Annotated in this window: 16 protein-coding genes; 8 read left to right on the top strand and 8 right to left on the bottom strand. The window is 64.1% G+C overall.

Annotated features, from left to right (window positions below):
- The first annotated feature begins 2 nt into the window (after positions 1-2).
- From GIY56_RS15525 to GIY56_RS15500, 6 genes are read left to right on the top strand one after another with little or no spacing between them, the layout of a single operon-like run.
- On the top strand, positions 3-608 hold the full coding sequence (locus GIY56_RS15525; protein ID WP_154765777.1) for a hypothetical protein: 606 nt from the start codon (positions 3-5) through the stop codon (positions 606-608).
- On the top strand, positions 608-1,606 hold the full coding sequence (locus GIY56_RS15520; RefSeq protein ID WP_154765776.1) for a type IV secretion system protein: 999 nt from the start codon (positions 608-610) through the stop codon (positions 1,604-1,606). Before GIY56_RS15525 ends, GIY56_RS15520 begins: the two co-directional genes overlap by 1 nt.
- A gap of 33 nt (positions 1,607-1,639) precedes the next feature.
- A complete protein-coding gene (locus GIY56_RS15515; RefSeq protein ID WP_154765775.1) occupies positions 1,640-2,326 on the top strand; it encodes a virB8 family protein in 687 nt (228 codons plus the stop codon).
- Complete coding sequence (locus GIY56_RS15510; protein WP_154765774.1) at positions 2,323-3,054, top strand: TrbG/VirB9 family P-type conjugative transfer protein; 732 nt, start codon at positions 2,323-2,325, stop codon at positions 3,052-3,054. The genes GIY56_RS15515 and GIY56_RS15510 overlap by 4 nt, the downstream gene beginning before the upstream one ends.
- Positions 3,054-4,424: a TrbI/VirB10 family protein gene (locus GIY56_RS15505; RefSeq protein ID WP_154765773.1), complete on the top strand. Its 1,371-nt coding sequence runs from the start codon at positions 3,054-3,056 to the stop codon at positions 4,422-4,424. The genes GIY56_RS15510 and GIY56_RS15505 overlap by 1 nt, the downstream gene beginning before the upstream one ends.
- On the top strand, positions 4,424-5,422 hold the full coding sequence (locus GIY56_RS15500) for an ATPase, T2SS/T4P/T4SS family (protein WP_154765772.1): 999 nt from the start codon (positions 4,424-4,426) through the stop codon (positions 5,420-5,422). The genes GIY56_RS15505 and GIY56_RS15500 overlap by 1 nt, the downstream gene beginning before the upstream one ends.
- Here the strand turns inward: GIY56_RS15500 and GIY56_RS15495 are convergent.
- From GIY56_RS15495 to GIY56_RS15485, 3 genes are read right to left on the bottom strand one after another with little or no spacing between them, the layout of a single operon-like run.
- Positions 5,419-7,497, bottom strand: coding sequence for a type IV secretory system conjugative DNA transfer family protein (locus GIY56_RS15495; protein ID WP_196053654.1), 2,079 nt, complete (start codon positions 7,495-7,497; stop codon positions 5,419-5,421). The two genes, GIY56_RS15500 and GIY56_RS15495, sit on opposite strands and share 4 nt — an antisense overlap.
- 21 nt (positions 7,498-7,518) lie before the next feature.
- A complete protein-coding gene (locus tag GIY56_RS15490) occupies positions 7,519-9,375 on the bottom strand; it encodes a relaxase/mobilization nuclease domain-containing protein (protein WP_154765770.1) in 1,857 nt (618 codons plus the stop codon).
- A complete protein-coding gene (locus GIY56_RS15485; RefSeq protein ID WP_154765769.1) occupies positions 9,368-9,943 on the bottom strand; it encodes a DNA mobilization endonuclease VirD1/MobC family subunit in 576 nt (191 codons plus the stop codon). The genes GIY56_RS15490 and GIY56_RS15485 overlap by 8 nt, the downstream gene beginning before the upstream one ends.
- A gap of 524 nt (positions 9,944-10,467) precedes the next feature.
- On the opposite strand from GIY56_RS15485, the gene GIY56_RS15480 reads away from it, so the two are divergent.
- Positions 10,468-11,196: a nucleotide-binding protein gene (locus GIY56_RS15480; protein WP_154765768.1), complete on the top strand. Its 729-nt coding sequence runs from the start codon at positions 10,468-10,470 to the stop codon at positions 11,194-11,196.
- Positions 11,193-11,990, top strand: coding sequence for a hypothetical protein (locus GIY56_RS15475; protein WP_154765767.1), 798 nt, complete (start codon positions 11,193-11,195; stop codon positions 11,988-11,990). Before GIY56_RS15480 ends, GIY56_RS15475 begins: the two co-directional genes overlap by 4 nt.
- Positions 11,991-12,327: 337 nt before the next feature.
- Here GIY56_RS15475 and GIY56_RS15470 read toward each other — a convergent pair whose 3' ends face one another.
- The 5 genes from GIY56_RS15470 to GIY56_RS15450 form a co-directional block, all read right to left on the bottom strand.
- Positions 12,328-12,495 carry a hypothetical protein gene (locus GIY56_RS15470; protein ID WP_154765766.1) on the bottom strand — a complete coding sequence of 56 codons (168 nt, stop codon included), beginning with the start codon at positions 12,493-12,495 and terminating at the stop codon, positions 12,328-12,330.
- Positions 12,492-12,671, bottom strand: coding sequence for a hypothetical protein (locus tag GIY56_RS15465; RefSeq protein ID WP_154765765.1), 180 nt, complete (start codon positions 12,669-12,671; stop codon positions 12,492-12,494). Before GIY56_RS15465 ends, GIY56_RS15470 begins: the two co-directional genes overlap by 4 nt.
- Positions 12,668-13,546, bottom strand: a complete 879-nt coding sequence (locus tag GIY56_RS15460) for an ArdC family protein (protein ID WP_154765764.1) — start codon at positions 13,544-13,546, stop codon at positions 12,668-12,670. Before GIY56_RS15460 ends, GIY56_RS15465 begins: the two co-directional genes overlap by 4 nt.
- 986 nt (positions 13,547-14,532) lie before the next feature.
- Positions 14,533-18,099, bottom strand: a complete 3,567-nt coding sequence (locus GIY56_RS15455) for a hypothetical protein (protein WP_154765763.1) — start codon at positions 18,097-18,099, stop codon at positions 14,533-14,535.
- Complete coding sequence (locus GIY56_RS15450) at positions 18,092-19,435, bottom strand: hypothetical protein (protein WP_154765762.1); 1,344 nt, start codon at positions 19,433-19,435, stop codon at positions 18,092-18,094. The genes GIY56_RS15455 and GIY56_RS15450 overlap by 8 nt, the downstream gene beginning before the upstream one ends.
- Between the last annotated feature and the right edge of the window lie 106 nt (positions 19,436-19,541).

Below are 19,541 nucleotides of genomic sequence, written 5' to 3'. Positions count from 1 at the left end.
CCATGAAACGGACGGTTCTCGCGGGTGGACTGGTGATCCTCGCGGTGGGCACGCTGGCGATGGCGCAGATGCTACCGCCACAGGAGGGAACGGTGCCTGCCGCGATCCCGGCGACGCCTGCCCCGGCCGCACAAACTTCCGACGCGGCCCCTGTCCATACACCTGAAACGGAACTCGGGGAACTGCTGCAAGGCCAGCCGGTGATGAGTGGTGCCGAGCGTGCGGCGGAGGACGACTATCTAGGCATGAAAATCGGTCCCGATGTGGACGTGTCCGGCATCGAGCAGGTGCCGAGCGCCGCCGAAAATCAGCCGTATCGGAGTTGCGAAAAGACCCCGGAACTGCGAGCCAACCTGAAATCCGCCGGTCGCCTCGGCAACAGAGCCTATCGCGATATTGCAGGGTATCTGTCGGTGACGAACGTGATTGCGACCAAGGATTGCACTTGCGCGGGCAAGATCATCCCGCACGAAACCGTTGCCATGTTTGAGGATCGTCTGCGCCAAAAGCTCGGAGTGACGGTTCTCGAACCGAAGCACACGCGCGACCTTTATGACGCCTATGACCGGCAGTTGGGGATCGTTGCCGCCATGTGCGGGGAGTACTGATGGCCCTGGTCCAGGACATTCTTGGCACCTTGGACAGTGCGGTGCAGGACGTGGGCAAAAAGTATTTCACCTCCACGGCCGACGCGCTCGATCCGATGCTGACCATCGTGACCACGCTTCTCATCGTGCTGATCGGGATTACGATGGCGCTCGGCGTGAACCGCATGTCCATGCGCGATGCTTGGCAGCTCGTCTCGCGGATCGTGCTGGTGTTCATCTTTGCGCGGTCCTGGGCCAACTTCGGCGTGATCTATGATGCCCTGTCCTCGGGGGCGGGCAGTCTTGCGTTGAGCTTTTTCCATGGCGATGTCCCAACCCCGGAAGCCGCGATGGACCAGTTCGCGGTGCAGATGTCCGATGTTTCTGATGGAGTAGCTCGGGCGGTCAGTTCGATTGCGCGTGGTGTTCTTTCCGCCCTTCTGTTCATGATCCTGTCGATCCTGATGGCGGCCTATGTGCTGATCGTCGGTTTCTCGAAGATCATGATCGCGTTCCTGCTTGGCATGGCGCCGCTCGCCATGATCGCCACCATCTTCGAGCGCACCAAGACGCTGTTCGAAGCCTGGCTGACCGCCTTCGTGGGCTACCTGATGTATCCCATCGCGGCGGCGGCGGTGATCGGCGCGGTTATTTCGATGGCGGACGCACAGTTCACGCCCCAGGCCGATGTCGAGACGGCAGCCATGATCGTTGGCTTTCTGGTGGTGGCCTTTGTCGGCATCTTCGCGCTGCTGGCGATCCCGACCGCGGCCGCGCATGTCACCGGCAGCTTCAACCTCGCCAACTTTGCTCCCGAGGCGCTGCGTGCCGTGGCGACACCGGGACGGATGATCGGCCGCTATGCTGCGCCGCGCATCGAAGCGGCCGCCTCGGGTGCCCGCACCGGAAAGACACCTGGCCTTGCGGCCCGCGCCCGCGACCGCGAGTGGGCCGAAAAGGGCGCCGAATGGCGACGAAAAATGCAGAGCATCGAAATCATGCAGGGCAAGCGCAAGTAAGGCGCTTGATCCCTTTAATACTTGGAGAATGCGATGGCGGACCGTGAGTCTGACAGCAGGACGATTCTGCAAAACGAGCTGATCTTCGGCGTCCGCCGTCGCGAGCGCATGGCCTGGGTCGTCGCTATCGGTGGCGTGCTGCTTGGCCTCGGCGGTGTGGCAGTCGCGGGCATGACCCTGCCGTTGAAGGAAACTCAGGCGTTCGTGACCATCGTGGACAAGGACACCGGCATTGCCGAGCGCGCCGTGCGCGTCGAGGCGGCGGGGATCGAGCAAGGCGCGGCGGTCGAGCAATCGCTGCTCTACAACTACGTCAAGAACCGCGAAACCTATGACGCGGTCGACAACGAGGCTCGTATCCTGCAAGCCTACCGCATGTCCGCGCCCCGGATGCAGGCGGCGCTGAAAACGCAATGGGACAAGGCGAACCCCAACTATCCGCCGGCGATCTACGGGGCAAGCGGCAAGGTGCTGGTGGACGTTCTGTCGATCACGCCGGTCGCGCCCAGGACGGCGCAGGTGCGCTTCACCAAGCGGCTCAAGAAGGATGGGGAGCCGGACCGGATCGGCAAGTTCTACGCCACCATCACCTATGAGTTTCAACCCACGACCGCGAGCGCCGTGCAGCTCGTGTGGGAAAACCCGTTCGGCTTCACCGTGACCGACTACCGCGTGACTGCCGAAAGCCTTGAAGCCCAGAACATGGAGGGCCAGAAATGATCCGTTCCACCACGCTTGCGGCGCTCATCGCGCTGACCCTTCCGGCTGCGGCCCTTGCGGAAGCCCGCCCGCGCGCGGGCGGCAACGACAGCCGTGTGACCTACGCCACCTTTCAGGAGGGGCAGGTCTATACCATTCATACACGGGTGCGAAACGTCACCCTGGTCGAACTGGGTGACGGCGAAACGATCCGCACGATCTCCGTTGGCGACAACGAGTCCTTCGAGGCAGATAAGGTCGGGGCGTCCAACGCCTTTTCCATCATGTCCTTCGTGTCCGGTGCCAGCACCAACATGACGGTCGAAACCAACCGGCGCTTCTACTTCCTCAATGTCGTGGAGTCCTCGGAGGTCACGCCCAACTGGTCCGTCAAGTTCACGGTGCCGGGCAGCGGCGGGTCGCGCTCGCGTGCGGCCGCAACCGCCGCTGCGATCCCGGCAGAAGTTCCCATGAGCTACCGTGTGTTGAGCCGTACCGGAGCAGCCGAGTTCACGCCGGTCGGGATTTCGGACGATGGCAAGAAAACCCTGTTCCAGATCCCGCCCGGGGCCCCGATCCCCTCGATCTTCCGGGCCGATGAAAAGGGGCGGGAATACAGCGTCAACAGCAGCGTGAACGGCACGATCATCACCGTGGGGGCGCGTTCGGAGCGGTGGGTGCTGCGCTACGGCGACGAGTATGTTTGCGTCGAAGGCACGAAAGCCGGCGAAAAGCGGAGGACGCGCTGATGGCCGACGAGGAACAGCTTCAAGCCCGGCTGGCCCGAATGCAGAAACCAGCCGCCGCCACGCCCTTGTGGCGACGGCTGGCAATGCCGGCCGCGATGCTCGGAACCGGCCTGGCCGGCGGTGGCTACATCGCGACGGTCGTGCCGAAGGATGCCCCTGCCCCGCCTTCCATGCAGACCTCCGAAGTGCGCGAGTTTCAGGATGATTCCGGCTTGGCAGGCTTCACCGTCACCGAGAACGAACCCCTGCCTTCCACCGCGCCCGAGCCGGTGGCGTTGCGCACCGAAGTCCAGACGGTGCCGGACCCCCAGGCGAAGGCCGACGCGGACGCGGCGCGGGCGGCATTGGAAAAGGCCAGGGCCGATCTCCAGAAAGCGCAGGCCGAGCTTGCCGCCGCCCGCGCCAACCCTGCGGTGGATGGTTCGCAGATAGACGCGCTGCGCGAGGAAATGCAGCAGTTGCGCGACGATATGATGAGCAAGGATCAGGAGCTTGATGAGCTGACGCGCGACAACATGCGCCTTCAGACCGAACTCGACATGGCGGCGCAGATGGCCGGACAGGCACAGATGGAGGCCGACATGGAGGCGCAGCGCCTCGCGGCCCTCGAACAGCGCCGGGCCGAACTCGAAGCACAGCGCGCGCAGGAGGAAGCCCTGCTGGAGGCCCGCGCCCGATCCGCGAAGGTGATCCGCTTTGGAAGCGGTGGGGGCGGCGAGGACGCCGGCGGCGCAGACGAACAGCTCGATGCCGCTGAACGCTTCCGGCGGGCCGGACAGACGGAAGCCGTGCAGGCCAAGGTGATTGGTGAACCTTCGCGCACGGTTGTCCAGGGCACGCTGATCGAGGCTACACTGACGAACGCCATTTCCAGCCAGATCGAAGGCAACGTGTCGGCCACGGTCAGCTATGACGTGTGGTCGATGGACATGGCGAATGTCATGATCCCCCGTGGCTCGCGCCTGTTCGGACGCTACAGTTCGTCCATTGACAAGGGCCAGCGGCGCATCATGGTCGCCTGGGACCGGGTGGTGACGCCGGACGGTCAGTCGGTCGAACTCGCGGCCTACGGCACGGACCGCATAGGCCGCTCGGGCGTGACGGGACGGGTGAACACCCGCACCCTGTCGCGCTTCGCAGCAGCGACGGCGGTGTCGATCATCGGGGCGGCACCTGCGGTTCTGGCCGCAGCGGTGGAAAAGGACAGCGACGACGAGATTGCTCGGGACACTGCTGAAAACATCGGCAGCAACGCCAGTGACACGATCGGGTCGATCATGAAGGACTACATCGACATTCCGACAACGATCAGCGTGGATCAGGGGGCTGTGGTCATGGTCATGGTCAACGCTGATCTGGAAATGCTTTGATGGGGGCGGTCGGGCATCTGGAAAGCAGGCTCGATGCCCTGCGCCCGTTGATCGAGGCGGACAGCACGATTGAAGTCGCGATCAACGGCGACGGGCGGGTGTGGATCGAGCGCGCGGGCGACAGCGCCATGTCGCTGGCGGATGTAACGCTTTTGCCCGCCGAGGTCAGGGATCTGGCCGGTCTCATTGCCAACAAGCCGCGCCTCACCCTGACCGATGCCCTGCCTGCGATCTCGACCACCGTGGAGTTCGCAGGGGCCACCTTGCGCTGCCAGGCTGTCATCCCCCCTGCCTCGGCCGGAGGCACCACGATCACCTTCCGGGTGTTCCGCCGGAGGCCCGTAGGGGAAGCGCCCAAGCACTTCCGTTTCCTGCGAGACCAGACAATTTCCCTGGAAACCGAACGGCTGGAACTGCTGCGCCGGGTCCGCGACATGTCGATGCGCGGCACCGATCCCGACGATTTTCTGCGCGCCTGCATCGAGTCCCGCATGAACATCGTGATTTCGGGGGGCACGTCCTCGGGCAAGACCGAACTGGCCCGCCGCCTGCTCTGGATGGTGGAGGAATGGCATCGGCTGGTGCTGATCGAGGACTCGGCCGAGCTGCTGCCCGCGCAGGAAAACGCAGTGAGCCTGATTGCCGAACGGGTGGAAGCCTCGGCGCGCTCGGCCGACAAGCTGCTGGAAATGACCCTGCGTCTGCGCCCCGACCGGATCATCCTGGGGGAGTTGCGCGGGGTCGAGGCGGTGACGTTTCTGGAAGCGATCAACACCGGGCATGAAGGGAGTTTCACCACACTTCACGCCACATCTGCGCGCAAGGCCGTCAACCGGCTGGCCTTTTTGGTGATGCGGGCCGGAATGCCGCTGACGCTTACGGAAATCAGGGATTATGTGCGCGAATCCATCGACGTGATCGTGCAGACGGGCCGGATAGGTCAGGAGCGCGGGATTTTGGAAACCTATTTTCCCGCGCTCGATGGGGAAAGCAGCTAAGCCGCCGCCCTCTTGCCATTCATCCGGGCGTCAAAGGCGTCCATCCTGGCTTGCGCCTTTTTCTTGATGGTGTCCTTCACGTCCTCGTCGCTGCGCGCATCGTTCTCGCCACGCAGTTCATCCGAAACCTCCCGCGCCAGCGTCGGCTTCCTGGCCTTGGGCGACTTTGCCATCGCTTCATCCGTGTCGGATGCCTGGTCGCGAGCAGGCGCTGCGGCCCTGGCCTGACGGGCTGCTTCTTCCTCGGCCGCCGCCTTCTCCAACCTCGCCTTGTGTTCTTCCTCGGCGACTTCGCCGGCCAGCTTCGGGTCCGGCTGCTGCTCCTGCGTCTTGCTTTGCTCACCCGGCGGATAGGAGAGTTTGGCTTCTTCAAGGGACGTGACCTTGGCCTTCAAATCGTCCAGTTCGGCGCGCAGCGCATCGGGATAGGGCAGCGGCCCTTTCTGTGCCTCGAAGATCGGTTTGAAATAGGCGTCCTCATAGTAAATGATCCGGTCCACCATGATCGGGTTTTGCCGTTCGGGGATCAGGATGATCTTGTTCGGGTCGAGATTGCGGACCTCGCCCGGCGTCAGCAACGGCCGTTCCTCATTGCGGCGCGAGATCGAGCGTTTCAGGATGCCCTGGCCGTCCTGCGAATAGCTGTCGCTCAAGGACAGCCGGGTGGTCTTGCCAAGCGCCTCGGACACTTCGGCGGCGGTCTTTTTCTCGTTGGGGGCGATGTAGAGCTTCATGCCCGCCGCGGACTCGATGGAAAGCCGCTGGTTTTCAGTGTAGATGTCCTCAAGCCCCGGAATGGATTGTGTGATGATCGACACGCGCACGCCATGACCGGCGAGCTGCTTCAACGACTGCACGACAATCGGCATGTGTCCAAGCTGGTCGAACTCGTCGAGGATGATCTGCACCGGCCACGGCTCAACCTTTGGGTCGGGGATGCGGGACCGCATGGTGGCGATCAGCTCTCCGAAGATCAGCCGCAGAAGCGGCGCCAGCGTCGGAATATCATCGGAATTGGCGACAATGTAGATCGAGTGCGGGCGGCGGCGAATGTCATTCCAAGAAAAATCGTTGGCGTTCGTCACCTTCTCGATGCGCGGGTTGAGCCACAATCCAAGCCCCGCTCCATCCAGCACCGAAGCATAGGAGGACAGGGTGCGGTCGGAATAGCCGGAAAAGTTGAGAAAGATCGTGGCCGCCTGCTCGTGGCGCGTCTCGGTCGCAAACCGCTGGTAAGCCTTTTCCTTGTTGCCGCTGCCGAACAGGATGCGGCTGATCGCGCCGATGGTCGGGGTGTTTCGTTCGATGGCAAGCATTCCGGCCGCCACGAAAAGCTGCCGCGCCCCCACGATGAAGTCGGACGCGCCACCCTTCTCGTTTTTGGGCGTAAGAAAGTAGCTGGCGAGCTTGGACAGTTCGGTGAACCGCTGATCGGTGTCCGCAATGGCGGCAATCCGTTCCAGGGGATTGTAACGATGGGTCGGGTTTTCAAAATCGAAGGGTGCGAAGCGGAATACCTTGTCGCCCTGCGCCAGCCGGTGCCGGGACGTGGCCTCGAAGATCTCCCCCTTTACGTCCATGACGACGCAGGAGCCGGGAAACAGCAGCGTGTTCGGAATGACATAGCCCACGCCCTTGCCCGAGCGGGTCGGCGCGACCACTAGGGCGTGCGGGAACTGGTCATAGGTGCCGGACACGAACTGGCCCATTCGGTTCTTCAGGGCGGGCTTGCCGAACTTGCCGAACACCAAGCCCGTCCCGATGGGCTGCGCGAGGCCGTTCTTCTTGACCTCGCCCTTGGTCTGGAAATGCGCGGTCCCGTAGGTGGTCAGCCGGTGCGTGATGCTGAACACCAGCCCGGCAAGGGCCAGCACGAGCGCGCCGCCGAGGACAATCAGGTAGGCGGTGCGCCACGGGTCCTGCCGCAGCGCCCCGAAGCCGGGAAACTCCGTCACCAGGACAAAGGGGTTGCCGGTGTTCAGGTTGGCCCCGAGCTGCCATTGCAGCCAGAGGCCCCCGAACATCAGCCCGACGAAAGCCCCGGCGATCAGGCCCGCCGGGATGGCGACGCTCATGCGGTTCATTGGCCCTGCCCCTTACAGCTCAAGGTCATGATCCTTGCGGCGCATTTCGTGCTGCGGCTCGTCGCGTTCGTGCAGCCGCTCCTTGGCAAGCTCCGCCTGCCGCATGGAAAGGCCGATGCTTTCGTGGCTTTCGGCGGCGGCAACAAGCGCCTTCGAGATGTCCCGCCGCTGACTCGGCTCGGGGAAGTCGAGCGCCAGCGCCCGGTCGTCCCCTGCCGCGATCTGCTCGATCACCTTCTCCCCATACCGCTCTTTCAGGTCCGTGGCGAAGCGTTCGGCGTGATCTTCATGCTCGAACGCGACGCGGCCGTGTTCGCGATGGACCGCCGCCAGCGACTCCAGCGTCCGGGTCAGGCGGTCGTTCTCGTGGCTGTGGCTGTGGTCGATCTCAAGGGCGGTGTTCAGCGTCTTGGCGGCCGTGGCATAGAAACGGTCCACCAGGTCGGCGGCGGCGTGGCGCTGGTCCTCGTGGTCCAGATCGAGGCCGCGCGCCTGGGCGACGGCGTGCAGGTCCTGCTTGACCCATTCGCGCTCCTGCCAGGCGTTCGCGGCCGGATGCTCCAAGCGGCGCTCCATCGTCGCGCGCTCGATGCCGATGGCCTCGGCCGCCTCGAACACGGCGGACCGGACCCCGTGGGCCTCACCCTCGTCCAGCGCCGTCACCGTCTTGCCGCGCCGGATTTCGTCGTCCAGCACCTGCGTCTTGTAAAGCTCGGAACGCGGCGCGCGCATGACCAGCTCCGCCCCGCGCGCGTCTCCGAGGTCGCGCATGATGTCGGTCGTGATCTCGGACAACTCCTGGCGCATTTCACGCCGGTCGGCCGGGTCGAGCGTCGAAATCTGCTGCTCGGCCTTGTCGAGCCAGCTCGTGAAAACGTGGTCCAGTTCCTTGCGGGTCTCTGCTTTTTCAAGATCCATGTTGGCAATCTCCAAGGATTTCGGGGTCAGAATACCGCCCGTCTTAAGGATCTCGGCCGCGCGCTCCATCCGAAGCGCCACGTCCTTGAGCCGGGAAAGCGAAGCAATCGAGGCCAGCATCCGCAGGGTGGCGGCGCTCTGCTCCACCACCGCCAGCCCGTCCTCCAGCGCCTTGCCATGCAGCTTGCGCTCGTGGACGCGGCGCTTCTCGCGCGCGGCCCCCTCAATCTCGGCGCGGGTCGGACCGTAGGTCAGGATGCCGCGCTCCAGGCGCGAGGACGCATCCAGTTCCACGCCCATATCGGAGGCCAGTCCGACCAGGCGCTCTTTCATCATGTCGAGGCAGAACACGTTGTCGCGGGCGATGTAGAACCACTCGTCGTTGTGCAGACCGCGATTGTTCAGGACGATATGGACGTGGGGATGATCCCGGTCGGTGTGCAGCGCCGCCACATAGGACCACTGGTCGTCAACATGGGTGCCGGACTGAAACATCTCGAAGGCCCAATCCTCTGCAATCCTTAGCGCCTTCCTGGGCGAAAGATCGGCCGGAAACGACAGTAGAAGATGCGTGGTGTGGCCGTTCTTCGGCTCGCCCGACCACGCATCCTCCCAATCGAGCGCCATGTCCTTGCGCTGCTCGTCAGTCAGCGAGCGCGCGCCCCACTCCAACTCAGCCGCGTTGCCAAACACTGCCGCCGACTTGCCGAACAGGTAGTCGAGCTGTGCCGCCAGCTGCGCGCCGGTGTGGGTTCCGCCCCGGTTAATTTTCTTCAGGACAGCCGCGTTCGACGCCTGCCCGACCCGCCACAGGTTGCGTGCCCGCGCGGAAAACAGTGACGCCCCCGCCGCGCCCCGCCGCGCCTTGCCGAAACTGGTGTTCCTGAACCGCCCACGCCCGCCCCGCCCAAGGCGGATTTCCCCAATCAGGTCGTCGGCCAGATCAGCCACGCCCGGCCTCAATGAACTTCTGAAACAGCCGGGTTCCACGCCGCCGCTGCTCGTTCACAACCGCCCGCAGATAACCCTCTACCCTTGGAAACGCGCGTCGCAACTCGTCAACCGCCTGCCATTCCTGCCGGGCCAGGTCGATACGGCCCCGGTTCGACGCCAGGGCGATCTGGTTCACATTGACCCCGATCTTGCGCAGCTCACCCCGAACCTCGTTCAGTTTCTCGGCTGTCACCGGGTCGAACTCCAACATTCCCGAGGCTGCCCGGACCAAGGCACGGATCGCGTCGGAGTTGGACCCTAAGCCGAAATGAGCCTTCAACCACTCCAACTGGTCAATCTCGGCCGGCGTCAGCCGTGCCGACACCGGCTTGCCGTCAGTCGTGGCGCTGTCCCGGCTGCGAATTTCGTGCTGACGAACCTTGGAAATGGTCTCCTTCGACGCGCCCACCGCTTCCGCCACGGTTTGGACGGTTCCACCTGCGCGCAGCCGGCGAACGGCCTCGGTGCGCTCGGAAGGGGTGAGTTTTTGACGTGCCAAGCGCCACCTGTTAAGCTTTGTAAACATTTGGCAGTTCCTGCCAATTCCACCTTTTCCCTTTGCTCATCTTTCGTCAACCGTTTTCAAGTGTCCCTCGAAGCACCGTCAAAACGACAGGTTCGGGCACCATCCTTAGCTCTCTCGCTATGATCGCCGTATCGCCAGCATGCTCGGATATGGCTGCGACTCGTTGTGCAGGTCAGGAAGCACCTTCCTCGCTGCACAGCTGGGTTCAGGTTCGTTACAAATCGCAGAGAAGCCTGCGGATTCATTCTGGAGGCTCTTTCGCCATATTGACAGAGCGCAACAGATACAGAGCGAAACAGCGCCACATAGAATTACAGCAAGAACGCCATAACGACTCAATGCCATACCTCTCAAAACTGAGACAGACCGACAGCTCGCAAGATCGACTGACCGACCGACAGACAGAAAGATAGACAGAACGAAAGACAGAACGAGAGACAGTTGCATAGAAAAACTGATTGATCGCCAAATTGCCAAAGTGCAAGATCGACCAAACAACACAAAGTAAGGGATGAGGGACAGTGATGAGCAAAGGCATCCGGGTGATCGCCGTTATCAACCGCAAGGGAGGTTGTGGTAAATCGACGCTGGTGCGCGGACTGGCGAGCGCTGCCATTGTGCGTGGTGAACGGGTGACGATCTTCGACACCGACAGCAGCAAAGGTTGCTATGGCTGGATGCTGGCGGCCAAGCAACTCGGCAACTGGAATGACCGCGCCGATGTGATCCACACGTTTGACCCCGACGAAATCACCGCCACGATAGAAGCCATCAACGCCCAACCTCCACACGATCACCTAGTCCTAATCGACACCTATGGCGGTGCAAGCGAGGCTCTGGACGATGTGGTCCTTCAATCCGATCTGGTAGTTGCGCCAATCCGGCCAGGTCGAAACGACTTCACCGAAACGATGGAAACGCTGATCTGGCACGAGCGTCTGAAAGGACGTGTCAAAAATCCGGATGGGGTGCCGGACTATCGTGTTGTCATTAACGGGGTGTCGGCAGAACCAAGTGCAATCGAAAGAGATACGATCCAGGAGATCCTTGCCTCCATGCCGGTCATTGAAGAACCGATCATGGAGCGCAAAGCCTATAAGCAGGTCGATGGCGAGGGGTTGCTTGGCGCGATCCGCGATAACACCCGGAAGGGCATTGTCCAGAACCATCTGACGAACGCCCTGGATGAAATGGACGCGGTTCTGGAACTGCTCGATGAAGTGATGGTGTCCGATGTCGAGGCAGTAGAATGAGAAGCTCCCGCAAAAAGCCGAACGCGATACTGAAACGCGACGGCGAGTTTACCCAAACCATCGGCAAGATCACCTCAAGCAGGCCTAATCCACTTAGCTCGTTGGCGCAGGAACTTCGGGGTAAGCTGGACGCGGCCCGGCCAACCGAACCTGCGGACGTGCAGCCGGAGGCGCTCGTAGCTGCTGAACAGGGGAGGGGACCAGATCCGGCCGCACCCCTCGATCCGCCAATCGCAGAGCAACCGTCGCAAGAGCAGCCGCCGGCGGTGCAGACACCGACCGCTTCTGGTCAAGCGGGCCGCGAGGCAACGGAAACCGCGACGGTCGAACATGACGCAGAAACTGCGCCAGGCCGCGGACCGCAAGGCAGCGCGCCACCCCCGCCGCCGCCCGAGAAAAAACCCGACGCAGGACGGGCAGGGGTCACGGAAGCCGGTGTCGATGTTACTCTTACCATCCGCATCCCTTCGGATCTGGAAAGGCGCGCGGAAACATGGGCAGCAGCGGTGGGTCTGCCGCCAGTGACGTTGCTACGGAACAGCCTCAATAGGTTCAAACCGAAACTGATGGGGCAGCTCAAGTCCGTCAAGGCAGGCGAGGTTGACCTGGATCGGGCCGAAAGTGTGGGGCGACATATGCAAACGCGGGTGCGGTTCACTTCGGTCGAATATGCCGAGATGGAAGCCCGGCTCGACCCGGCCGGTTTCGGCGTTCTGCGCTCGATGCTGAACCATTACGCGCGCGCCCGCTTTTCCGATTTCCTCGATGAGCTGATGACCAACGCCGGATATTGATTGAGTGGTCCCCGCTGTCGCGGTGATCGCTGTCCGGGGGGATTCGGACAAGCCGAACGCCCCCGGTCTGGTCGGCCACGCGCGAAGGGCGCGTGTCCGTCCTGGGAACCGCCGGTTCCCCCACGCAAGGCCGCGCCGGGAGGCAAGCCGGGGAGCTAGCTTCCCGGCTCCCTCATTCTCAAGAAACACGGCGGTAGACAGGCTGGTTTGCCGCGCCAGCGGCTGCGGGCGCCGCATAGGCGCATGGCGGCGCGCGTCCTGGCCCTGGCCTGGGCGCGCGCGGCCTACTTTTCAGAAGGGGTGCGCCCCACGACTGGCGGGACGCGGTGCAGGGGTGTTAATCAACGGTCCCGATGAACCGTTCGCCGTGGCGGTCGTCCATTTCATAGATCAGCACAGGCTGGCGGGTGCGCGCGGCTCGTCGCCGTCCTCGGCGGCGGGCCTCGGCCTCGGTGGCGCAGATGATCGGCAGATCGTCGGGATCGTCGCGCAGTTCGTAGGTCATAGGGTGATTCCCGGTTTGAGATTGCCGCTGCGGTCCAGCCAACCGCGCGCGGCGGCACAAACCATGCAGATGCAGGTGCCGGTGCCCTCGACCGCAACCGGCGCGAAATAGACCCAAGGGTTCGACCTGCCGCACTTGCGGCAGGTCAGCGAGGGGAGGGGGTGGGGGCCGCTCATGCGGCGGCCCTTTCCTCGGCCGGGCGGCTCTGCAACAGCAGGTCGGCGGCTTTCTGCGCCTCGGTCGCGGCCTTGAAAATCATCCGCTTGTCGTCCTGAAGCGCGCGCAGCCAGCTTCCAACATAGGCGGCGGACTGATCGAAGTCGGGGGTCAGGCCAAAGCTGGCGCAAACCATGCAGTTGCCGATTTCCGCGACAAGTTCCTCGAACGCATAGGCTTTGCGGTCGGTGAAGCGGCCAAGCCGGTCAAGGCGGCTGGTGTGTCCGGTCCAGTGGCAAGCCTCGTGGGCGAGGGTGGCATAATATCTGCTCGCTGCATGGAAGGTGGCAATCGGCGACATGTGGATGAAGTCCTCGGCGGGGTTATAGTAGGCTTGCGGCTCGTCGCTGCTGCGAATATCCGCGCCGGTGGCGGCAAAGAAGGCGTCAAGCGCCGGATCGGCGGCGGTGCCCAGGTCGCGCGGTTCTTCGGCGGGGGTGCCGTAAAACTCGGCGGGCAAACCGTCGATCTGCTCGGCGTTAAAGACCCGGTAGGCTTTGAGGTAGGGGATTTTGCGCGGGTCGTCGTTGCCCTCCGCTTCGCGTTCAAAGGTGCCGTATTTCACCACGGTTGCGGATTTCTCGCCCTTGCGGACCTGCCCGCCCGCGTCCTCCGCTTGGCGATAGGTGAACCAGTGGGCGGCGCGATAGCCTTTGTCGGCGGCGGTCAGCCACAGCATCAGGATGTTGATGCCGCGATAGGGTTCGCAATTGGCGCGGCGCGGGAAGGCTGCGCCGCCGGTGTCGCCGGTCCACGGCTTGCGCCATGCCGGGGTGCCTGCCTCAAGGCTGGCAACGATGGTGTCGGTGACGTGCTGGTAAAGATCAAAGGCCATTTGTGGCACTCCTTTTCGCAACGGTTCCGCCTTGGTCTGTGCCTCGGTCGGGGGTGCCCTTAATCGGGCGGGGTTTCTGGCGAGGAAGCGCGAAGCGCGCCCCTCTCCTGAAACCCTGCCTCCCGGCGAGGGCAGGAGGGGGACCCATGCAAGGTTGCGCGTAGGGGGCGAGGGGAGGGGGATCACCCGGCCTGCACGGAGCGCGCAAGCTGCGGAGGAAGGCCGGGGAAACCCCTTGCCCCCGTCAAGCGCGCGGCCTTGCGTGGGGGAACCGGCGGTTCCCAGGACGGCCACGCGCCCTTCGCGCGTGGCCCACCAGACCGGGGGCGTTCGGCTTGTCCGAATCCCCCCGACAGCGATCACCGCGACAGCGGGGATCTCCGACGATCTTGTGACGGTGCAGCTCGCGCCGGCGGCTCGGACGGGGACCGGCCCTTGCCACAGATCCCGCGCGAAGGATCGTCACCCGAATGGGCCGAGACGCGCTCGCGCGGCTCGGGTGGAAACCGCTTTAGCGGTTGGAACTAGAGCCTGGTCCCGGCTTGCCGGGACGCGCCCAGATCGGCCTTGTCCTGTGATGGCCCGCCCGGTTGACCACAGGCTGACGCTCGATCCCTGTGGTCTCGCTTACAGCCTGCTACGGCCTCCCGCCTCCACTCCCAAGGTCGTTCCAGCGCGAGGCTGGACAACCGGGCTGCGTTGGCGAGGTGGGACGACTGCGGGCAGGAGGATGCCAACCATTGTGTCGCGGAAGTCCTAAGTTTAGTAACAGCCGGCTGTGACCGGCAGCGCTTTGTGGCGATGACTCTGCTGACGCTCTATCCGGCCGACCGGATGCGATTCGTCCGGTAAGGGGTGGGGATTTTGGCGGATGGTGGATGACATCAGCTGCCGCAAGGCGGACACCACCACTATCGCCACGCTCCCCCCCGAGGCGCTGCCGGGAAACGGCTGGCGCAGCGCGGCAGTCAGGCGGTCTTGTGCCATTACCGACCCGTCCCTAGACTGTTCGACGGATCGCCCAGGAAGCGGATGTCGAGGAAAGGGCGCAGCGAGCGCAACGCGGCCAGCGCGTCTTCGCTGAGTTCGTTCCCGAGCGTCAGGACCCGAAGGCCTCGGATCGCGGCGATATGGGGCACTGCGTCGTCCCGCACCCGGGTTTCCTCGAGACGCAGTTCGCGCAGCCGGAGGGGCATCAGGGCCGCGATGGTTTGGCTCGTCACCTCCTCGCCGCAAAGATAGAGCTCCGTCAGGCGGCGCGCTTCGGCAAGCGCGGACACGCTGGCCGCGTCGACCTGTCTTCCGTCGAGCGCCAGCGATTGCAGGTTCGACGCCCGCCGAGCCAGCATCGCCACGCCGCCGGGCGTGACCCGCGTTCCCGGCACGTCGATGCAATGGAGCCGCGGCAAGGCCGCCACGGCCTCCATCGCGCCGTCTCCCACCTGCGTGTGGCGCAGCTCCAGCGTGTCGATCATAGGGCCGAGGTTTCGCGCAAACCCGTCGCCGAACGGGTTGCCGTCGATTTCCAGAACGGCGATCGAGGGAAGTCCGGCAAGATCGGCCGCCGCCTCATCGTCCAGCCCGATCCCCATCCCGGTGAAGGTCCGCAGACGCTCGAAGCCGTTCTGGAGCCGGATGCCCGGTTGGGCGGCCGTGAGCCTCAACGTCTCGAGATGCTTCAACCGGCCAAGCCGATCCAGGAACGCCTGGCTGGCCGGATCGGTCAGCCTGAAGCTTCCGAGGGTCTCGGGAACATCGCCCGCCTGCGGCTCGCGGCCGACCACGAAGGCGTCGGCTGTCATGGCCTCCAGCCCGGACCAGTCGGATCCGACGCCGAACGACGCTCGCGACAATCCCTTCGCCTCCGCGATCGCCCGGCGGTCGGCCGCATCGAGCGCCACGCCAGACACGTCAAGCTCCTCGAGCGGAGCCGCGAGCACGGCCGCGACATCGCCCGGCTCGAGGCCGGTGGCGGCAAGACGGGCGCACCGCAGTCCGCCAAGCGATCCCAGGGCTGCCGCCACGCCATTCGAGACAGGATTGAAGGACAGATCGACGTTCCGGAGGCGCGCGGCGCGCCGGAGCCAGTCTGAAAGGCTATCGTCGAGCCTCAGGCCCGCCAGCGCGAGGCGCTCTAGGCGGGACGGATCCGTCCGCTCCAGGGCGCCTTGGGACAGGCGGGTGTGCGACAGATCAAGGCCCGCGAGCGATCGGGTCAGGAGAGCCTCCGCGCCAGCGTCGCCGACCCGCGTCCACGCCGCGTCGAGTTCATCTAACCGGGCCAGGGAGGCGACATGCGCCAGTCCCGCGTCCGACACCCCCGTTTCCGACAGATCGAGCTTCGCCAGGCGGCTCCAGAACGCCGTCGCCGTCACGTCCTCGTCGCCGACCGGGAGACCCCGCAGCGACAGCGCGCGCAGGCCGGACATGCGACCGAGCGAGTCCAGGACGGCGGCGGTCAGGCGGGTGGAGGCGAAGCGGTGTCCGTCCCGCCGCGGCGCGAGCCCGAGCGTGATCTCCTCGAGACGGGTCTCGGCCTCCGCAAGCGTCGCGATGTCCGCATCATCGAGGTCCAGTCCCGCGCAGTCCAGCCGGCGCAGACGCGGTAGGGACCGCACGAGGCGCGCCAGGGCGGCCCCGCGCAGTGCGGTGCCGTCGAGCTTGAGGCGCCGCAATCCAGGGTATTCCGCAAGCGCCGCTGCCTCGGGCGCCGCGAGCGTCTCAGTCGGGAAATGCTTTCCGGATAGATCGAGGTCTTCCAGCACCGATCCCCCGAGCGCCTGCGCGGCGGCCGGCAGGAGCGCGGTCTCCGGCCAGTCCGCTTCCATGACCTCGTCCCGCCCGGATTCCCGACGCAGCGATGTTTCCCCGTCATGACGCGGCGGGGTCGCGGGGCGTGTCGGACCGGAAGGGAGAGAGGCGTCCATCCATTCGCCGGGTTCGACGCCGAGGAAATCCGGCGGCAGCCTGATGTCCTGCAACCTCCCGGCAATCGTCTCGAACCTCACGGCGGGCGAAGGCATTCTCGCGAGATCGGCGGCCAGGCGGATGGAAGGGGCGAAGAGATACGCCCCTCCCGAGGGCCTTACCCAATGCCGCCGAATTGCGATCGGCTTTTTCGATGACGGATCCGGCGTTTCATACAGTTCGGCGACCTTTTCGAGATAAGCGCCGATGGCGCTCTTCTTGTCGACATTCTGACCCACAAGAAGATCGTGTCCCCCGCGCGTCGGTCCGCTCGGGATATTCATCCAGGCGGTGTTCAACTTTTCGAACTGGAGTGACGGCGAGCGTTGATAGGCAAGAAACAGGAGCCCGCGCTCCGCGCCGTTTTCCGGATTATCCGGGTTCGTGCGATCGTATATCGGTCCGAAGGGAATCCCTCTCCTGAGCATCTGAAAGCCGAGAGTGTCGCCAGGATTGCCGATATCGGTGGGAAGATCCCTTGGATTGACCTTGCGAATATGGGCAAAGGCCGGGCACGTGACACCCAATATGGGTTGTGGATCCGCCTTCGCTCCTGTCACCAGCCCTTCCGACAAGGCGAGATCGGGGGCATCCTCGCCGAACGTGAAGTAGTTCTCGGCCAAAATCCCATCCGCCTTGTCCGGTTCGGCCTGATGACGCATGAGTGCCGCGCCGGAAGGCCAGCGCCCGACGACCAGAGCGCGGAACCGATCGGCAGGCAGCCCGAGTTCCTCGGCGACCTCGGCCGTATCCTCGTCGAAGGCCCTGACATCTTGGCTCAGCCTGCGGAACACCAGGAAGGAGGAATTACGGTAGCGTGGCGGAGCCTTGTCCACCGTGGTGGCCCCGGTCTCGACACCCACGAGGAACTGGCCCGGCCATCCGAGCGGCTGGCCCGGGCGGCCGTATTCGAAGCCGTTCCGCGGCGGCACGCCGTGGCGCGTAGTCACCGGGCGGACCACCCCATCGACCTCGAACTCGCCACGGACGCCGATCTCGGAGATCCCGTCGACGAAGCCGAAATGCTCGATGTCGCGAGGAAGCCGCAGGCCCTGGTCCCGATGAAGCTCGACCACGCCGGTGTTGCGCAGTTCGAGCAGCAGGGCATCACCATGGGTGGCACCCCAGTCATCGAACGCCAGGATCACCAGAAGATCCAGAGGCGCCGATGGCTTTCCCACTACCCAGTTCTCTGGATGCCACGGATTGGGATCCCCGTCATCCTCGACCGGTTTCCAGTGATCTCCCGTCCGCGACGGTTGCATCCCGACACTGAAGCCAGGATCCAGCGACCGAACGTTTTCCTCGTCGAGGCGGTCGAGGGCGGCAGCGCCCAGCGCGATGTTGACCCACAAGTCCGGCAGATCGGGTTCCGGCTCGCCGCGTTCCAGCGCCGCCTTGCGGGCGTCGCGGTGTCGGAGAACCGGCGGGGCAGCTGTCAGCTGCGGTGCAAGGACCGACAGCGCGGCCCGGAGGATCCCCTCGGAGCCGGCACTGTAGTAGACAAGGGTCTGGAACCGCCGCCTGAAACCGGGAATGACGTTTCCCTGGATGTCGCCCGTATCAAGACGCGGCTCGTCAGGCATTACGGGTGGAGCGCGCCGCCCCTCCTTCGGCGACGAGAGGTGCCGGCCGTTCGAAGAGTTCAGGAAACGCCTCGTCCAAACTCACCGCCTCGCAGGTTTGTTCCACCCTGGGAAGCTCATCTATGTTCTCGTTCTTGAGATTGGTCAGATCCGTGCCCTTTTTGACGCAGGCGCGATAGACCGGCTTGTCCATCGGAGGCATCGGCGCGCCAAGGTCGGCCGTTGCGGCATAGAGGACCATCTGGATCAGCCCCGCGACCTGTGCGCCGCTGACGAGCTTCTCTCCATCGACACGAACGTCCTCCAAGGTGCGCTTGTCCCCGTCAGGGGGTTCAAGGACGGCCATTAGGCCCTTGCCTCGATGGCCGCGCACGAACTGGAACCAGCCGATAAGTGGCTCGCCTTTGTCGTCAGTCAGCCGTGGATCGATGTCGTCCATGTAGAGCCCGACCGGGTTCGCCAAGGTGATCGACATGGGCTTGGTCGCCCCGGGCGGCACTGCGGCCATGTTCACGTTGTAGCCGATATTGGGATCGCTGCTCCGGTTCGGATCGCCATAACCCGAAGAACAGATCAAACGCCTCGAGTCAGTGATTCTCTTGCCGGAGGCGTCCCTGCGCAGAACCGTGGCGCGCGCCGCCAGATTGATCTCCGCCCCAAGGGTGTTGGCTCTTTGCGTCAGGTGCATGACGCCTCGTTCGGTGTTCCAAATATTGAACGGGTTGTAAGTACCCGGTTCCAGAAGACCGGTCACGTAGCGCAACTCGGTCTCCAGGAGCAAATCCTCCCGGCGCACGTCAGGCGACACCCGTTCCTGGTAGAGTTCCACGACACGGTCCATGTCATAATGGGCGAGCTTGACCCAATATTCGGGGCCCTCCGCGGTGAACACGATGCGCGGACCTTTCGGGCCGTCCTTATACCAATGCCATTCGCAATACTCGTCCTGGGGGCGGAAGGCCGTGCGGACACGGGTTTCCTTGTTCGGGCTGTAGATCTCATGTGACCGCAGCTTGTCCAGATGTCTCCAGCTCCCTTCGCGGTCGCTTCCATACGCTCGCAAGACTGAAAGCGGGAAGGCATTCCAGAACACCGGAATGCCGGTATTCTGGGCCGGATGGTCCGCCTCGCTGAAAAACAGGGGATGCGGGACATAGTCGTCGACATAGTCATCGGGATAGGAAGGGTCCGGCTTGCCCAGCATGCCCAATGCGTCGATCTCCTCCTTGATCAAGCGTCCGATCCACCGGTCCCAGGCCTCGAGGAAATCCTTACGGGTCGGGCGCCCCGCGAGATCGTCGATATTGCCTGGCGGATCGTACCTGAACATGGCCATCACCCCTGAAACGCACAACTCAGGATCAGGGTGAACCCGGCCTATAAACCTGTCAAGGTTTTCGTCTTCCCTGACGGAAGGTGTTCCGCCGCAAGGCGTGATGATC

The organism is Paracoccus lichenicola, from assembly GCF_009708075.1.
Classification (GTDB): Bacteria; Pseudomonadota; Alphaproteobacteria; order Rhodobacterales; family Rhodobacteraceae; genus Paracoccus; species Paracoccus lichenicola.
The sequence above is the reverse complement of the archived record's forward strand: the minus strand, read 5'-3'. Positions and strand labels throughout refer to the sequence as shown.

What these genes read in the sequence shown, in the direction of transcription:
- GIY56_RS15525 (WP_154765777.1), top strand. Translation starts at nt 3, where the DNA reads ATGAAACGGACGGTTCTCGCGGGTGGACTGGTGATCCTCGCGGTGGGC.
- GIY56_RS15520 (WP_154765776.1), top strand. Translation starts at nt 608, where the DNA reads ATGGCCCTGGTCCAGGACATTCTTGGCACCTTGGACAGTGCGGTGCAG.
- GIY56_RS15515 (WP_154765775.1), top strand. Translation starts at nt 1,640, where the DNA reads ATGGCGGACCGTGAGTCTGACAGCAGGACGATTCTGCAAAACGAGCTG.
- GIY56_RS15510 (WP_154765774.1), top strand. Translation starts at nt 2,323, where the DNA reads ATGATCCGTTCCACCACGCTTGCGGCGCTCATCGCGCTGACCCTTCCG.
- GIY56_RS15505 (WP_154765773.1), top strand. Translation starts at nt 3,054, where the DNA reads ATGGCCGACGAGGAACAGCTTCAAGCCCGGCTGGCCCGAATGCAGAAA.
- GIY56_RS15500 (WP_154765772.1), top strand. Translation starts at nt 4,424, where the DNA reads ATGGGGGCGGTCGGGCATCTGGAAAGCAGGCTCGATGCCCTGCGCCCG.
- GIY56_RS15495 (WP_196053654.1), bottom strand. Translation starts at nt 7,497, where the DNA reads ATGAGCGTCGCCATCCCGGCGGGCCTGATCGCCGGGGCTTTCGTCGGG.
- GIY56_RS15485 (WP_154765769.1), bottom strand. Translation starts at nt 9,943, where the DNA reads ATGTTTACAAAGCTTAACAGGTGGCGCTTGGCACGTCAAAAACTCACC.
- GIY56_RS15480 (WP_154765768.1), top strand. Translation starts at nt 10,468, where the DNA reads ATGAGCAAAGGCATCCGGGTGATCGCCGTTATCAACCGCAAGGGAGGT.
- GIY56_RS15475 (WP_154765767.1), top strand. Translation starts at nt 11,193, where the DNA reads ATGAGAAGCTCCCGCAAAAAGCCGAACGCGATACTGAAACGCGACGGC.
- GIY56_RS15470 (WP_154765766.1), bottom strand. Translation starts at nt 12,495, where the DNA reads ATGACCTACGAACTGCGCGACGATCCCGACGATCTGCCGATCATCTGC.
- GIY56_RS15465 (WP_154765765.1), bottom strand. Translation starts at nt 12,671, where the DNA reads ATGAGCGGCCCCCACCCCCTCCCCTCGCTGACCTGCCGCAAGTGCGGC.
- GIY56_RS15460 (WP_154765764.1), bottom strand. Translation starts at nt 13,546, where the DNA reads ATGGCCTTTGATCTTTACCAGCACGTCACCGACACCATCGTTGCCAGC.
- GIY56_RS15455 (WP_154765763.1), bottom strand. Translation starts at nt 18,099, where the DNA reads ATGCCTGACGAGCCGCGTCTTGATACGGGCGACATCCAGGGAAACGTC.
- GIY56_RS15450 (WP_154765762.1), bottom strand. Translation starts at nt 19,435, where the DNA reads ATGGCCATGTTCAGGTACGATCCGCCAGGCAATATCGACGATCTCGCG.